The following is a 15,289-nucleotide window of genomic DNA, read 5'->3' as shown; positions in this document are numbered from 1 at the left end:
CCATTGGAAGACGCGCTTCGGCGCCGACCTCGCGGCGGTCGAGGCGCCGCCGGACGTGTCGCCGAAATTCGGCACGCCCGCGCGCGCGCCGCGCGCGCCGGCTTTCCGGATCGGATCGGGCTCTCGACCGCCGGCTTCTTCGCCGCCGGCTCCCTCGGGCGCGGCGGCCTCTCGACGATCTGGGGGGCGCTCGCGACGCCGTTCACCGCCGCCGAGCGCGCCGACCTGCCGTTTCCCGCCGCCGAGCTCGACGCCGCCTACGCGCGCGTCGCCCGCAGAATCGGGCTGGGCCCGCCCGCCCCGCCCTCGAGCCCGGCGGCCCGGCTCGTCCTGGCGCGGCACGCCTCCAGGCCCGGGCGGACCGGTGTCCGGCTGGAACCGGCCCCGAACGCCGTGCTGGACGCGCCCCTCGACGGCCGGCAGGCCTGCAACCTATGCGGGCTGTGCCTCTACGGCTGCGACCGCGGCAGCATCTACGCCAGCGATCTGGAACTGCCGGCCCTGACCCGCCGGCCGAACTTCGCGTACCGGCCCGGCCATCTGGTCCGCGCCGTCGAGGCCGACGGAGCGGGCCACCGCCTCCGGGTCGAGACGCGCGGCGGGGCCGTGACTGTGACGGCGCCCCGGGTGGTGCTCGCCGCCGGCACGATCGCCACGACCGGGCTCGCCCTGGCGCGGCTCGGCCTGTTCGACCAACCGGTGCGGCTCCTCAGCAACCCGGCGGCGGCGGCGGCCTTCCTGGTGCCGCGCCTCGTCGGGAGCGACCGGCCCGCGGGCGGCCTGGGCCTCGGGCAGGTGTTCTACCGGGCGGGCGACGCGGCGGGCGTGCTCTACGGTGCCGACACGCTCCCCCTCGACATGCTGGCCGGGCGCCTGCCGGTGGGGCGGCCCTTCGCCCTGCGCATGGCCCGGGCGCTCGCGCCGGCGCTGCTGCTGGCGACCTGCTACCGGCCCGGCGCGCAGAGCCGGAACACCCTGACGGTGTCGCGGGCAGACAATGCGACCCGGCTGTCGATCCGCGGCGAGCGGACGGCCGAGGCCACGGCGAGCCTCACGGCGGACCTGTCCCGGCTCGGGCGCGCCCTGCGGCGCGCCGGCGCGCTGGCGCTGCCGGGCTCGACCGCGCTCCTGGAACCCGGGGCGGACGCGCATTACGCGGGGACGCTGCCGATGGGCGGGGGCGGCCCGGCCGCCACGAGCGCGGACGGCGCGCTGGCCCGGGTGCCGGGCCTCTACATCGCCGACGGCGCCGCCCTCCCGACGCTTCCGGCCACGCACCCGACCCTGACCATCATGGCCAATGCCGACCGGATCGGCCGCGCGCTCGCCCGCCGCGCGCGCTCCGGCGAAGCGTCGCGATGATCGGCGTGCTCCCCCTGCAGCCGGATCGGCCCGGACGCTCCGGGCTCCCGGTCCGATCCGGGGTCCCCGCGATCCGCGCCGGGACGGGCGGCGCGGCCCTGCCGGAGCCCGGGCAGCGCTGGATCGACCGGGCCGCCCTCGGGCTGACCGCCGCCGCATGCCTGGCCTATCTCTGGGTCGCCCTCGCGGCCTCCCGGAAGCCCTACTGGATGGACGAGGTCCTCGCGGTCTGGACGGCGCGCCGCGGCAGCGTTGCGGCGGTGTGGGAGGCGCTGCGTCAGGGCGCCGAATTCTCGCCCCCGCTCTACCATGTCCTGCTGCGGGCGATCCTGGCCGCCGGGTTCGGCGACCCCGTGATCCTGCGCCTGCCCTCGATCCTGGCGATCGCCGTCGTCGCGCTCGCCGCCTTCGTGCTGGCGCGTCGACGGTTCACCCTCCCGGTGGCGTGCCTCGCCCTGGTCTTCTGCCTGTCGGGGCCTCTGGTCACCTACGCCATCCAGGCCCGGCCCTATGCCGGCGTGGCGGCGTGCTTCGCGCTGGCCTGCCTGCTCTGGGACGGGCCGGCCGCGCGGCCCGTCTCCGGCCGGCGCGCGCTCGGGATCGCGCTCCTGCTCGCCCTCGCCGTGGGGATGCATTTCTACGCGATCCTGCTGGCCGCCGCCCTCGGCCTGATGGAACTCGTCTGGATGCTCCGGCACCGGCGCATCCGATGGCCGATCGTCCTGGCGCTCCTCGCCGCCGCGGCCTCGCTCCTGCTCTGGCTCCCGATCATGCGGGCGGTGAGCGCCTACAACCATGGGGACACGGCCGCGCCGGACTACTATGCGCGGCCGACGATCGAGCGCCTGGTCGCCACCTATGTCGAGATGGCCGGCGGGGACGATCTGCTGCCGCCGGCGCCCCTCGTGATCCTGCTGGCCGCGATCGGCGCCCGGCTGCTCGCCGGCCGCCGCGGCGGCGCGCGGGCGGACGGCCTCGGCCCCGTCGCCGGAATCATCTGCGCCGTCCCCCTGCTGGTGTTCGCCTTCGCGGCCGTCGTGACCGGGACGTTCAACGCCCGCTACGTGATCGTGACGGTGCTGGGCGTCAGCCTCCTCGTCGCGCAGGGGGTTGCCGCGCATCGGCGCAGCGACGTCATCGCCTGTGCCCTGATCGGGGTCTCGGCCGCCGCCCTCCTCTGGACGGCGGGCAGGCCGTGGACCTTCCGCAGGGAGGCGGCGATCGACCTCGCGACCCGTGCCCCGGCGGGCCTGCCGATCGCGACCGGCAACGGGCTGCGCTTCTTCGAGATCTACGACGGCGTCGACCGGGCGACGCGCAGCCGGCTGGCCTTCCTGCAGGTCCCCGATCTCAGCCGAAGCCCGGATCCGACCAACGATCATCAGGTCGCGCGCTGGGCGCGGATCGATCCCGCGCTGCCGATCGGGCCGATGGACGCGTTCCTCGCCGCCCATCCCGAATTCCTGCTCTACACCGACACGACCGTCCCGGATCAGGCCGCGGACCTGCTGAGGGAGCGCGGCTACGCGGCCGCGCCGGTCCTCGCACGCGCCGGGATGAGCCTCCAGCTGGTCCGCCGCCCGACCGCGGGGCGTCCGGATCCGGACGCGAGCCGGCGCTGACGCCCGGCGCCCCACGCCGCGGCATCCGACACGCAGGCGTGACGGCTGTGGCCCGGATGGCCGGCCAACCGCCGAGCCCGATGCGCGCCCGGACCGGAACCGCGCTCCGCGCCCGGGTCCCGGCGCCTCAGTGGCGCGGCTCGTCCTCCGGCTCGGGCAGGAAGCGGGCGAGTTCGAAGCCGATCTCGATCATCAGGTGCTCGATGCGGTCCGTGAGCGCGGGTCGGTGCAGGGCGCGGGCGAGGTCGCGCAGGGCGATGATGTGCTCCGCCATCCGGTTCACGACGCGCTCGCTCTGCACGAGATTGGCCGCCTGCTCCTCGGTCCGGTCGATGGCGATGCCGCGGCCCCGGATCGCCCGGCCGGTGGGATCGCGCTCGATCCGGCCGCGCATCAGCAGCGTGCGGATGCCGGTCCGGGTGTCCCGGGTGCGGAACTCGGCCTCCATGGGACCGCCGGTCTCGGCCACCGCGTGCAGGTAGCTCTCGATCCGGATGCGGTCCTCGGGATGGGTGCGGTCCAGGAAGGCTTCGAGGGACACGCCGCGCGCCGCCGCCTCCGGGTCGAGGCCGAGCAGGCCCGCCAGGGAGGCCGAGAGCGCCAGCTGTCCGGCCCAGTAATCGTGGACCCACGTGCCGACCACGCCCGAGGCGTCCAGGACGGATTGCGGGATCGGGGCTTCGGCCATGCCATTCCTCGCCGAGACGTCCGAGATCTTTAAACTTGAGGTTTCCACCTCCAGCAAGCTCCTCATCTCACCTGCGAGCACGCTACGGTATCCTGGTGGCGCTGGGAAGGCTGTTAACCCATTCTACGCCAGAAATCTTAACCTGAAGTTTAAGAACCTGTCGTCGAGGACTGCCACGCGCAGGGGAAGTCCTGGCAGGACGCCCTCTTAACCCCCGTTAACCATACCGGCCGCACCGTACCCGGGAGCATCCTTGGGTCACAGGATCGTGGCACGCCGCGACGCAGTCACCTGAGGTTGGTCCCGTCGGTGCAGCGACCGGGAGTCGCGGCCGCCCGGACGGAGTCACGGGGCCTTCTGGAGGACGCCCAGGATGAAAGCGATCACCTTCGTCACGCAGAAGGGCGGCAGCGGCAAGAGCACGCTGTGCATCTCCCTGGCGGTGGCCGCCCGGGAGGCGGGCCATACGGTCTGCATCCTGGAGATGGACCGCCAGGCCACGATCTCGGACTGGCTGGACCATCGCACGGCCGATGGGCCGGAGGTCGCCCAGATCGACGCCACGCAGATCGACGCCGTGATGGAGCGCCTGCGCGACTCGGCCTACGACTACGTGTTCATCGACACGCCGGGCGTCGATTCCACCGGCACCCTGTCGGCGATCCGCGCGGCGGATCTCTGCATCATCCCGTGCCGGCCGACGCCCGCGGACCTGCGCGCCTTCAAGCCGACGCTGGCGGCCGTCTACCGGCTGGAGAAGAAGTTCGCCTTCGTGCTGAACCAGACCCCGCCGCGCTCGTACCGGGTCCGCGATGCGGCGGACGGGCTCGCGGTGCTCGGCATCCTGCCGGACGTGAACATCGTCGCCCGCACCGACCATCAGGACGCGATCGGCCTCGGCCAGGGCGTCACCGAATTCAACCCCAAAGGCCAGGCCGCCGGGGAGGTCCGCCGCCTCTGGTCCTGGATCGAGCGCCGCACGCAGTCCCTGAGGACGGGTCAGAATGTCCAAGCCGCCTAAGCTCAGCCTCGCGGCCATCGTCGCCTCGGCGAGCCCACCGGCCCGATCCGTCCCGGCCCATCGGCCTCAGGGCGCCGAGATCGTGGCGCTGGCCCTCGCGCCGCCGGCGCCGAAGCCGGCGGCCACGCTCAAGCAGCGCGCCCGCCAGATGTCGGTCTACCTGGAGCCCCCGGTCTACGACCAGCTGCGGGATCTCGCCTATGCCGAGCGGACCAAGATGCATGCCCTCCTGCTGGAAGGTCTCGACCTGCTGTTCAAGCAGCGCGGCGCCCGGTCCATCGCGCAGCTGACCGAGACGCAGCCGCGCTGAAAATCCGGCCGCGCGCCAGAGCGGCCGATCACCCCAGCGCAAATTCGGATGCCTCCCCAACGCGTTCAGCGTTGTTCCTCCCGCGCAGCATGAACTGCGTGGATCGCCGGCACGGCGGCCGAACCCCGCCGCCGTTCAGGCTTCCTTTACGCGACCGATACAATTCTCGGTGGACCGGCTGACCGCCTCCAGGGCCAGCCGGATCCGGTCCGGTGCCGGGCCCCGGTCACGCGTAGAGTTGGTGAAGTCCACGATGGTGCGCACGACGCTCCCCGGCCGGCGCGCCTCGCCCTGCGGCTCATGGCCGTGTCGGGCGTGGCCCTGGCCACGGCGAACTGCGCCACCGCGCCCCAGCAGAAGCTGGCCGCCGGCAACGGCATCGATCCGAAATACGGGGTCAAGGCCAGCCCGCGCCTCTACAACGAGGGCGACGTGATCCCGAAGGGCGGCGGCCGCCGCTACACCGGCAAGCCCTACGTGGTCGCCGGCCAGACCTACGTGCCCAAGGAGGATCCGAACGGCTACGTGCGCGAGGGCCTCGCCTCCTGGTACGGCTCGGCCTTCCACGGGCGCATGACCGCCAACGGCGAGGTGTTCGACCGGCACTCGATCGCGGCGGCCCACCCGACCCTGCCGCTGCCGAGCTACGCCCGGGTGACCAACCTCGACAACGGCTACTCGATGGTGGTGCGCGTCAACGACCGCGGCCCCTACCATGCCGGCCGCGTCATGGATGTCTCGGAGGAGGCGGCCGACGCGCTGGGCTTCCACCGCCGCGGCACCGCGCATGTGCGCGTCGAGTATGTCGGCAAGGCCTCGGTCGCCGGCAGCGACGACCGCAAGCTGCTCGCGAGCCTGCGCACCGACGGACGTCCGGCCGGCCGCTCCGCCGTAATGGTGGCCGATCTCGGCCCCGCGGAGGAGACCGAGCGCTACGCGCGCTCGGCCCCCGCGCCGCTCGCCTTCAAGCCTGCCCAGGAACCCGCACAGGACCCCGCACAGGCGCGCGAGGAGCCCGCCGAAGCGGCGCCCCGTCCCGAGCGGCCGGCCCCGGTGCGCGCGCCGATCGTGCTGGCCTCGGCGGCCGTGACGGTTCCGGCGGCCGTGCAGCCCACCGCCCCGCGCGTGCGGGAGTTCCGGCCGCAGCCCGTGCAGGCTGCCGCGTCACGGGGCGCCGCCCTGACGGTGGCGGGCCTCAACCCGGCCCTGGCTCACGGCGCGCCGCCGGCGCCGGGGCGCGGGGCCGTCCTGAAGATTGCGGCGGGCCACGCGGCGCCCGTGCAGGCCGCGCTGCGGCCGACCGCAGCGCCTGCCCCCGCGCGGCTCGCCAAGGCCGCGCCCGCAGCGCTGCCGCCCTCGGCCAAGCTCGCCATGGCGCGTCTGGCCAGCGCGGCGGCACCGAAGGTCCCCGCGGGCGCGGCGGTCCCGTCCAAGGCCCCCGGAACCGCGGGGATCACCAAGGCCGCCGCGACCGCCCGGTCGGCGGCCCCGGCCAAGGGGGCGGCCCCGAGCAAGACGGCGGCGCCTGCCGGCGCGCACCACGCCCGCCTCGCCGGGATCTACTGAGGACGGCCCGGCGGCGCCCCCGCAGCCTCTTGACCGCGATGCGGCATTTCGCATTCGATCCCGGCGCGAAACCGTAATATGGTCACGCTTGTTATCCGGAAACGGCCGAGGCTCTCCCGGCCCGACGGCAGGCGTGGGACGGAACGGCGATGCGCAGACCCCTTCTCACACTTCTCGCGGCCGCCTGCGCGCTGGGCGCCGGCCTCGCCGCCGCCGCCGCGCAGGGCTTCCAGACCGCGGCCCCGCACGCGATCCTGATCGACGCCGATTCCGGCTCGGTTCTGTTCGAGAAGGCCGCCGACGAGCGCTTCTCCCCGGCCAGCATGGCCAAGCTGATGACCACCGACATCGTGTTCGAGGCGCTGAAATCCGGCCGCCTGTCGATGGACACGGAGTTCACCGTCACCGAGGACGCGTGGAAGCGCGGCGGGGCGGGCGGGGGCGGCTCGTCGATGTTCGCGCAGGTCAACAGCCGCATCAAGATGGCGGACCTGCTGCGCGGCCTGATCGTGCAGTCGGGCAACGACGCGGCGATCACCATCGCGGAGAACATGGCCGGCTCCGAGGAGGCCTTCGCCGGGCTGATGAACCAGCGCGCCAAGGAGATCGGGCTGACCAACTCGACCTTCCGCAACGCCACCGGCTACGCGGCGCCCGACCAGAAGGTCACGGCCCGGGACATGGCGAAGCTCGCGCTGCACATCATCGAGACCTACCCGGACTACTACAAGATCTTCTCCGAGAAGGAGTTCACCTGGAACAAGATCCGTCAGCAGAACCGCAACCCGCTGCTGGCCCTCGACATCGGCGCGGACGGGCTCAAGACCGGCTACCTGGAGGAATCCGGCTACGCGCTCACCGGCTCGGCGGTGCAGAACGGCCAGCGGCTCGTGCTGGTGGTCTCGGGCCTCAAGACCGCCCGGGACCGCGCCGCCGAATCGCGCAAGCTGATGGAATGGGGCTTCCGCGCCTTCGAGCCCCGGCAGGTCTTCGCGCCGGGCGAGACCGTGGCCGAGGCCTCGGTGTTCGGCGGCCAGTCGGGCTCGGTGCCGCTGGTGGCGAAGAAGCCCGTGCGGGTGCTGCTGCCCCGCGGCTCCAGCGACCGGGTCAGCGCCAAGGTGATCTATACCGGGCCGCTCGTCGCCCCCGTGGAGGAGGGCCAGCGGGTCGGAATCCTGCGCATCCAGCGCGGCGACACCGTCGCCCTCGACCAGCCGCTCGTCGCCGGCGCCGCGGTGGAGCCCGGCACCCTGTCGCAGCGGGCGATGGATGCGGCGCTGGAATTCGGCACCGGCCTCGTCCGCAAGGCCCTCGACCGGGCCGGCAAGGGGAGCGACAAGGGCAGTGACAAGGGCGCTGCCGGGGCGGCCAATCCATCGTGACGGCGCGGGCGTGACCGTGCCGCGGCTCGGGGATTCCGCGGAGGCGGGCGGCGCCTTCATCACCTTCGAGGGCGGGGAGGGGGCCGGCAAGTCGACCCAGATCGCCCGCCTCGCCGCGACCCTGCGCACGCGCTCGGGCCGGCCCGTCTGCGTGACGCGCGAGCCCGGCGGATCGCCGCGGGCCGAGGAGATCCGCACGGCGCTGCTCGACGGCGTCGCCAAGCCCTACGGCCCGTTCGCGGAAGCGCTGCTGTTCAGCGCCGCCCGGATCGATCATCTCGACCGGCTGATCCGCCCGACTTTGCGCCGGGGCGAGACCGTGCTGTGCGACCGCTTCATCGACTCGACCCGCGCCTACCAGGGCGCCGCGGGCGGGCTCGATCCCGGGGTCGCCGACGCCCTGGAGCGGATCGTCGTCGGCCCGACCCGGCCCGACCTCACCCTGATCCTCGACCTTGCCCCCGAGGCCGGCCTCGCCCGCGCGGCCGGGCGCGGCGCCGGGACGGGGCAGGGGGCCGACCGGTTCGAGGCCGAGGCTCTCGACTTCCACATCCGGCTGCGGGAGGCGTTCCTGGCGATCGCCCGGGCCGAGCCGGAGCGTTGCGCGGTGATCGACGCGTCCCGCGAGCCCGACGCGGTCGAGGCGGCGATCCGCTCCGCCGTCGCGGCCCGGCTGCCGGCGCTCCTGCCCGACCGGCCGGCGGGGGAGGACCGGAGCGGCGATGCGGCGTGAGTTGCGGTGTGCGGCTATACCCGGCCCGACCGATCCCGTTCCCGCCAGCAACCGTGTCGGCGGCCCCGGCGGGAGCGACGAACCCGCAGGCAGCGCCCTGAAGACCGTTCCATGAAGCCCGTCCCATGAAGACCGTCCCATGAAGCCCACCGACCGCGCCGCCGACGACGTCGAGCCCGGGGACCTCGCCGGGATCCCGCGCCCGCGCGAGACCCTCGGGCTCGTCGGCCACGCCGCCGCGGCCGACGCCTTCGCGGCCGCCATCGCGGCGGGGCGCCTGCACCACGCGTGGCTGATCGGCGGCGCCCCCGGCATCGGCAAGGCGACCCTGGCCTACCGGGTCGCCCGGCGCCTGCTCGCCTACCCCGCGGGCGGGGGCCCGGCGGGCCTCGCCGTGCCGGCGGACGACGCCGTCCTCGGCAAGGTGGCGGGCCTGTCGCACCCGAATCTGGTCGTCCTGCGCCGCCACCGGAGCGCCGGCGCCAAGACGCTGCCGACCAAGATCTCGGTCGACATGGTGCGCCGCGCCCTCGACCTGTTCGCCACGACGGCCGCGGATTCCGGCTGGCGCGTCTGCATCCTCGACAGCGCCGAGGACCTGAACGCCAACGCCGCCAACGCCCTGCTCAAGGTCCTGGAGGAGCCGCCGCCCCGGGCGCTGTTCCTGATCCTGTCCCACCAGCCCGGCCGGCTGCTCCCGACCATCCGCTCCCGCTGCCGGGCGCTGATGCTGCGCCCCCTCCCGGCCGAGGACGTCGCCCGGGTGGTGCGCGGCCTGCCCGAGCCCTTCGCGCAGCCCGACGAGACCGCCCTGGCCCGGGCGCTGGCCCAGTGCGAGGGCTCGGTCGCCCGGGCACTGGCGATGCTCGATCCGGTCACCGCCGGCCTCGTGGCCGAGATCGAGACCCTGCTGGCACGGGCGCGCAATCCCGACTGGGGCCGGGTGCTCAAGCTCGCCGAGACCCTGGCGGGCCGCGACGCCGAGGCGCGGTTCGAGGCCGCCCAGGACGCGGTGCTGCGCTTCGTCTCGGCCGAGATCGACCGGCGCCGGGACGAGCCCCCCGCCCGCCTCGCCGCCTTAGTGGAGGTCGCCGACCGGTTCGGCCGCGCCGCCCGGGAGGCGGCGATCTACAATCTCGACCGGCGCCCGGTGGTGCTGTCCCTGTTCGGGGATCTCGCGGAGGTCGCGTAGGCTTCGCCCCTGGGCAGCCGGGGCGGCTGTCCAGGGGCGAAGCGGTGCGGGACGGACCAGGGACGTCGCGTCGCCCGCCGCCCGACCGTAGCGGAGAGCCGGCGGAGCTAGAGCGACCGGAGGGCCGGGATCGAGGGCGCAAAGAAATACTCTCCGCCCTCCATGCGCACGAAGCTCCTGAGATTCAGATCGGGCTTCCTGGCGACGTTCCTGGAGATCGGCGCGGCCCCCCTGAAGGGCCGGACGGTGCTCGGACTCTGCCCGATGATCGGGTCGATCCCGCTCTCTTCCTGCGAGAAGTCCGCCGCGTTGCTCCATTGCTGCTGAACGAACTCGAACTGGTTCTCGATGGACGTGACATAACACTTGAAGAGAAGCCCGCGCGTGTGATCCCCGCCGTTCGAAGTTCCCGACAGGGCTTCTTCCTCGGTCAGCTCAGGACCGAACGCGATCCCGCGCCGCAGCATGCGATGGGTCTGGGTGAACGCCTCCGCCCGGTCCACATCCGCCTGCGGGGGGCTGGTGTCATGACGGACATCGTCCCGCGGATAGGTTTTGCGGATATGGGCGGCCCAGGGGCAGATCAGCCCCTCCCGATCGCCCCCGAACTCAAATTTGTTCGCGTCGGGCGTGTTGTCACCCAGGGCACGGTTGTCCCGTGTCGGGGCCTGGATGAGTGCAGCGCCGCTCTTCCAGCGGCCGACCAGCTGCGCGCCGAGCAAGTCGGGATCGGCCTGATCGGATGAGGCCGGAAGGCTCTGGGAGGCCTTCTTCACGGAGGCATTGAATTCCGGAACCAGCTGGGCCAGGCGCCGGATGACGAGAAACGACCCATTGAGCATGAACGGGATTGGGGGCGTCCTCTCAGGCCCCTTCTCGGGGAACGAGGCGGCTCCGGGATTCTGGGCCGGATAACCGAACACGAATTCGCCGGGCCACAGCACGTCCTGACCGGGGGCGGCCTGATCCGGCTCGCTGTCCTGGCCGTTGCTGTCCTTGAGCCCGGGATTCAGCGCGACCGTCTCGGCGATCCGCCCCCGAATGCCGGGTTGCGAGACCCCGTCCGCATAGCCGAAATGCTCGTGGCCCAGGACCGGCTCCGGGCGGACCTGCCCCACCTCCTCATCGATCAGGCGCCATCCGTTGGCACCGGGAGGCGCCAAGCGAAGCGACATCACGTTCGCGACCTCGGCATGCGTGGCTCCGGTCACGATGAAGACCCCGTGCAGCCGCTTGGACGGCCGCAAGGAGCGCCAGGATGAAGCGGGCGGATCGTTCAGAACGGCTTGCCGGCTGGCCATTCCGCCCTTGAAAGCGTCGATTCCGGTCGCACCGGAGACCTGGCTGACGCCGATCCGGACCAATCCTGCGGCCGTGAACGCGATGTTCAAGCCGGGGGTCGGGATGAGCGCGTTACCGACCTGTTTCTGTGCGGCGATCTCGTCGCGGAACCGCAGACAATCCTGCATGCTGGTGATGTCGAGCCGCTCAAGGAATTCCTTGAAGGCCGCGACGTCGATCACCTCGAAAAACATGAGATGCTCATGACGTTTCGGCAGACCGACCAGGATGTCGCCCTGTATGTCGGCAATCGGAAACAGGGGCTCCAAGCTCGCATCATGAGACATTGAAAAACCTCCCCGCATATCGGCACGAACGGCCCAAAATCCGGTTTGATCTCAAATCGAATGAGTCATCAATGTCCGCATTCTGGTTCGCATAGAAGATTCAAGCAACGAAATATCCGCATCGTCTATTCGAATGACGTCGAATAGATGCATTTGGATATTTAATACACAAATTGAAGACACGATTTCGGAGACGAATGTGCGAATCGTGTCCCCATTCCGGCAGAATGTCCTCACGTCGCGGAGCCCGCCGGTCGCTGCCCGGCGTGATGCTGCCGGATCGCGCCTCCGACCCCGGGGCCCTGAAGACGGGAGGGCGCAGTCGATAGGCCAGGGCGGTCGCGCTCGGGTTCCAGACACTGCCCGGCGCGGCCACGCGGCACGCCCCGCCCTTGACAATCTTCCTATTTTGTGCTCATTAGCCGCCACCTGCCCACGGCGGCCCGGGCGCGATCCCGGGGCGTCCTTCGGGGGCCCGCCCGGTGGCTGACCGGGCGGGTTCGTGGCGCGGGGCGGTGCCCGCGTCGGTGGCTCTCAGCCGCCATCGCCCCGGGCGGCGTGCCGGTACGGGGCGTGTCTCGGTGGCGGGCGTGAGACCGGGCGGCAGTCTGCCCGGCGGGGGCCGAAACGCCCTCGCGCCGACCCGCCACTGGGCCGACCCTACGCACCCTGCGGATCCGCCCACTACGAGGCGGGCACACGGCTGGAAGGCCCGTGCACTGATAGCGGGTTCCGGAGGTTCGCCTCGCCTGAGACCGCTTGGCAGGCACCGCGCAGGACCGGGGCGCCGCAAGACACCGCGACGAGAAAGACGGCACCGGCCGGGGACCATGCCCGGTCGATGCCGCGGGCGCCGCGGGGATCGGATCCCGCGCGTTGACTGGCCGACACCTGGGTTCCCGCGGCGTCCCGCGTCCCGCGTGTTCGTCTCTTGGGCCATGCCCCCGGCGCCAACCGCGCGCGGGGACGATCGCGCATGGCGGGAGACGACCGAGATTTTCCCGCCTCCCGGGCTGGCCGACGACGCGATGGCGTCGGTCCCACGGGCGGCAACGGTTGCGTCCCGGCTCCGGCCGCGCGACAACGCGGGCAGCCTCCCGCGCTCATCCGGAACACCACAGACGTGACGTCCAACGCCCCGGCGAATTCCCGAAAAACGTTCGGCCTCTCGACCGCGATCTCCTACCCCAACGGCGCGCCCCATATCGGCCACGCCTACGAGGTGATCGCCGCCGACGCGATCGCGCGCTTCCACCGGCTCGACGGCTACGACGTGCTGTTCTCCACCGGGACCGACGAGCACGGGCTGAAGATCCAGCAGGCCGCGACCCGGGCCGGCACCACCCCGCGCGCCTTTGTCGACGGCACCGCCGCCCGGTTCCAGGCCATGGCCGACCGGATGGACTGCGCCTACGACCGCTTCATCCGCACCACCGAGCCCGACCATTACGCGGCCGCCCAGGAGATCTGGCGCCGGATGGAGGCCAACGGCGACATCTACCTCGACAAGTACGCCGGCTGGTACTCGGTCCGCGACGAGGCCTATTACGACGAGGCCGAGACCCGGCTCCTGGAGGACGGCAGCCGCCGCAGCCTCGCCACCGACACGCCGGTCGAGTGGATGGAGGAGGAGAATTTCCTGTTCCGGCTCTCCGCCTACCAGGACAGGCTGCTGAAGCTCTACGACGAGCAGCCCGGCTTCATCGGGCCGGAGACCCGGCGGAACGAGGTGGCGAGCTTCGTGCGCTCCGGCCTCAAGGACCTCTCGGTCAGCCGCACCAATTTCGACTGGGGCGTGCCGGTGCCCGGCCATCCGAACCACGTCATGTACGTGTGGGTCGACGCGCTCACCAACTACCTGACGGTGACGGGCTTCCCGGACGAGTCTAATCCCAAAAAGAAATTCTGGCCGATGGATCTGCACATCATCGGCAAGGACATCGTCCGGTTCCACGCGGTCTACTGGCCGGCCTTCCTGATGTCGGCCGGCCTGCCGCTGCCAAAGCGCGTCTTCGGCCACGGCTTCCTGCTCTCCAAGGGCGAGAAGATGTCGAAGTCGCTGGGCAACGTCCTCGACCCGTTCGAGCTCGCCGACACCTACGGCGTCGATCCGGTGCGCTACTTCGTGCTGCGCGAGGTGCCGTTCGGCGGCGACGGCAGCTACAGCCACGAGGCGATCATCGGCCGGATCAACGCCGATCTCGCCAACGATCTCGGCAACCTCGCCCAGCGCTCGCTCTCGATGGTCGCCAAGAACTGCGACGGCGCGGTGCCGGATCCGGGCAGCCTGGACGCGGCCGACACGGCGCTGCTGGCCCAGGCCGATGCCCTGCCGGCGCGGGCCCGGACCCTGATGGGCGAGCTCGCCCTCCACACCGTCCTGGCCGAGATCTGGGCCGTGGTGGCCGAGGCCAACCGCTACTTCGCGGCCCAGGAGCCGTGGAAACTGCGCAAGTCCGACCCGGCGCGGATGAACGCGGTGCTGTACACGACCCTGGAGAGCTTGCGCGCCTTCGGCATCCTGACCCAGCCCTTCGTGCCGGGGGCGGCGGAAAAACTCCTCGACCTGCTGGCGGTGCCGGCCGACCGGCGCCAGCTCGCCGATGTGGGGGAGGGGGGCGCCTCGTGCCCGGCACGGTACTGCCCGCGCCCGCGCCGATCTTCCCGCGCTTCGAGCGCCCCGAGACGCCCTCCGCCTGACGGCCCTCCGAGACCCGATGCTCATCGACAGCCACTGCCATCTCGACTTCCCGGATTTCGCCGCCGACCTTCCGGGCGTGATCGCCCGCGCCAAGGCCGCCGGCGTCACCGGCATGCTCACGATCGCCACCCGGGTCGCCAAGGCCGACACCTACCGGGCGATCGCCGAGGCCCATCCCGGAATCTGGTACACGATCGGCACCCATCCCCACGGGGCCGCCGAGGAGCCGGACGTCGCCGCCGAGACGATCGCGGGCCTCGCCCAGGCCAGCCCGCGCTGCGTCGGGATCGGCGAGGCGGGCCTCGACTACCACTACACCGACGCCGCCCCCGAGGCCGTGCAGGAGCGGGTGCTGCGCGCCCATATTGCGGCGGCCCGGCTCTCCAGGTTGCCGCTGGTGATCCACGCCCGGGACGCCGACGACCACATGGAGCGGGTGCTCGCCGACGAGATGGGCCGAAAGCCGTTCCGGGCCGTGCTGCACTGCTTCTCGTCGGGGAAGCGGCTGGCGGAGGCCGGCGTGGAGCTGGGGCTGTTCGTGTCCTTCTCGGGCATCGTCACGTTCCGGCGCTCGCACGACCTGCGCGACATCGCCCGGGGCGTGCCCCTCGACCGGATCCTCGTGGAGACCGACGCGCCGTTCCTGGCGCCCGAGCCCCATCGGGGGCGGACCAACGAGCCGGCCTATACGGCCGACACCGCCCGGTCCCTCGCCGAGACCCTGGGGCTGCCGGCCGAGGACTTCGCCCGGATCACGACGGCGAATTTTTTCGCGCTGTTCGACAAGGCCGCCGGTACGGCTCCGGGCGCCGCGTGACGCGTGAGGAGCGGGAGATCCGGATGGCGAGCCTGACCCTGCGCATCCTCGGCTGCGGCTCGTCCGGCGGAGTCCCGCGGGTCGGCAGCGGCTGGGGCGCCTGCGATCCGGCGGAGCCGCGCAACCGCCGGCGGCGCTGCTCGATCCTGGTCGAGCGCGCCTCGGAGACCGGACGGACCACGCTGCTGGTCGACACCTCCCCGGATTTGCGCGAGCAGCTCATCGACGCCGACGTGACGCGCCTCGACGGGGTGCTCTACACCCACG

The 15,289-nt window shown here is 72.4% G+C and carries 13 protein-coding genes and 1 pseudogene (1 of these 14 cut by a window edge); 11 read left to right on the top strand and 3 right to left on the bottom strand.

The features are described from left to right. Window positions 1–3 precede the first annotated feature (3 nt). Entirely contained in the window at window positions 4–1,362 is a 1,359-nt protein-coding gene (locus M6G65_RS08615) for a GMC oxidoreductase (protein ID WP_250103826.1), read from the top strand. Continuing rightward, a complete protein-coding gene (locus tag M6G65_RS08610; RefSeq protein WP_250103825.1) occupies window positions 1,359–2,984 on the top strand; it encodes a hypothetical protein in 1,626 nt (541 codons plus the stop codon). Before M6G65_RS08615 ends, M6G65_RS08610 begins: the two co-directional genes overlap by 4 nt. Before the next feature lie 127 nt (window positions 2,985–3,111). Here the strand turns inward: M6G65_RS08610 and M6G65_RS08605 are convergent, their stop codons facing one another. After that, window positions 3,112–3,672: a PAS domain-containing protein gene (locus M6G65_RS08605; RefSeq protein WP_192709303.1), complete on the bottom strand. Its 561-nt coding sequence runs from the start codon at window positions 3,670–3,672 to the stop codon at window positions 3,112–3,114. A 373-nt stretch (window positions 3,673–4,045) separates the two neighbouring features. On the opposite strand from M6G65_RS08605, the gene M6G65_RS08600 reads away from it, so the two are divergent. Continuing rightward, window positions 4,046–4,693 carry a ParA family protein gene (locus M6G65_RS08600; protein WP_192709304.1) on the top strand — a complete coding sequence of 216 codons (648 nt, stop codon included), beginning with the start codon at window positions 4,046–4,048 and terminating at the stop codon, window positions 4,691–4,693. Continuing rightward, window positions 4,677–5,003 (top strand): ribbon-helix-helix domain-containing protein, encoded by a 327-nt coding sequence (locus M6G65_RS08595; protein ID WP_192709305.1) that lies wholly within the window; start codon window positions 4,677–4,679, stop codon window positions 5,001–5,003. The genes M6G65_RS08600 and M6G65_RS08595 overlap by 17 nt, the downstream gene beginning before the upstream one ends. A 135-nt stretch (window positions 5,004–5,138) precedes the next feature. Here M6G65_RS08595 and M6G65_RS33430 read toward each other — a convergent pair whose 3' ends face one another. Next, complete coding sequence (locus tag M6G65_RS33430) at window positions 5,139–5,267, bottom strand: hypothetical protein (RefSeq protein ID WP_284042375.1); 129 nt, start codon at window positions 5,265–5,267, stop codon at window positions 5,139–5,141. A 36-nt stretch (window positions 5,268–5,303) separates the two neighbouring features. On the opposite strand from M6G65_RS33430, the gene M6G65_RS08590 reads away from it, so the two are divergent. The 4 genes from M6G65_RS08590 to M6G65_RS08575 all read left to right on the top strand — a co-directional run bounded on the left by M6G65_RS08590 (window position 5,304) and on the right by M6G65_RS08575 (window position 9,876). Then, window positions 5,304–6,569 carry a septal ring lytic transglycosylase RlpA family protein gene (locus M6G65_RS08590; RefSeq protein WP_250103824.1) on the top strand — a complete coding sequence of 422 codons (1,266 nt, stop codon included), beginning with the start codon at window positions 5,304–5,306 and terminating at the stop codon, window positions 6,567–6,569. Window positions 6,570–6,718: 149 nt separating this feature from the next. Further along, on the top strand, window positions 6,719–7,951 hold the full coding sequence (locus M6G65_RS08585; RefSeq protein ID WP_238195836.1) for a D-alanyl-D-alanine carboxypeptidase family protein: 1,233 nt from the start codon (window positions 6,719–6,721) through the stop codon (window positions 7,949–7,951). Window positions 7,952–7,961: 10 nt separating this feature from the next. Beyond that, on the top strand, window positions 7,962–8,684 hold the full coding sequence (gene tmk, locus M6G65_RS08580; RefSeq protein ID WP_250103823.1) for a dTMP kinase: 723 nt from the start codon (window positions 7,962–7,964) through the stop codon (window positions 8,682–8,684). A gap of 139 nt (window positions 8,685–8,823) precedes the next feature. Then, window positions 8,824–9,876 (top strand): DNA polymerase III subunit delta', encoded by a 1,053-nt coding sequence (locus M6G65_RS08575; RefSeq protein WP_238195838.1) that lies wholly within the window; start codon window positions 8,824–8,826, stop codon window positions 9,874–9,876. 107 nt (window positions 9,877–9,983) lie between these two features. Here the strand turns inward: M6G65_RS08575 and M6G65_RS08570 are convergent, their stop codons facing one another. Continuing rightward, entirely contained in the window at window positions 9,984–11,486 is a 1,503-nt protein-coding gene (locus tag M6G65_RS08570; RefSeq protein ID WP_250103822.1) for a Dyp-type peroxidase, read from the bottom strand. 1,141 nt (window positions 11,487–12,627) lie between these two features. Between M6G65_RS08570 and metG the strand changes: the two are divergent. The 3 genes and pseudogenes from metG to M6G65_RS08555 form a co-directional block, all read left to right on the top strand. After that, window positions 12,628–14,204, top strand: a pseudogene (gene metG / locus M6G65_RS08565) (methionine--tRNA ligase). 17 nt (window positions 14,205–14,221) lie between these two features. After that, complete coding sequence (locus M6G65_RS08560) at window positions 14,222–15,022, top strand: TatD family hydrolase (protein WP_238200303.1); 801 nt, start codon at window positions 14,222–14,224, stop codon at window positions 15,020–15,022. Window positions 15,023–15,045: 23 nt separating this feature from the next. After that, a protein-coding gene (locus M6G65_RS08555; RefSeq protein WP_250103821.1) for an MBL fold metallo-hydrolase crosses the window boundary here: on the top strand, window positions 15,046–15,289 show its 5' end (the start). 560 nt of this gene lie beyond the right edge of the window; the window shows 244 of its 804 coding nt (coding positions 1–244); its start codon is at window positions 15,046–15,048; its stop codon lies beyond the right edge, outside the window.

The organism is Methylobacterium tardum, from assembly GCF_023546765.1.
Lineage (GTDB): Bacteria > Pseudomonadota > Alphaproteobacteria > Rhizobiales > Beijerinckiaceae > Methylobacterium > Methylobacterium tardum.
This window is presented reverse-complemented; position numbering and strand designations above follow the sequence as displayed.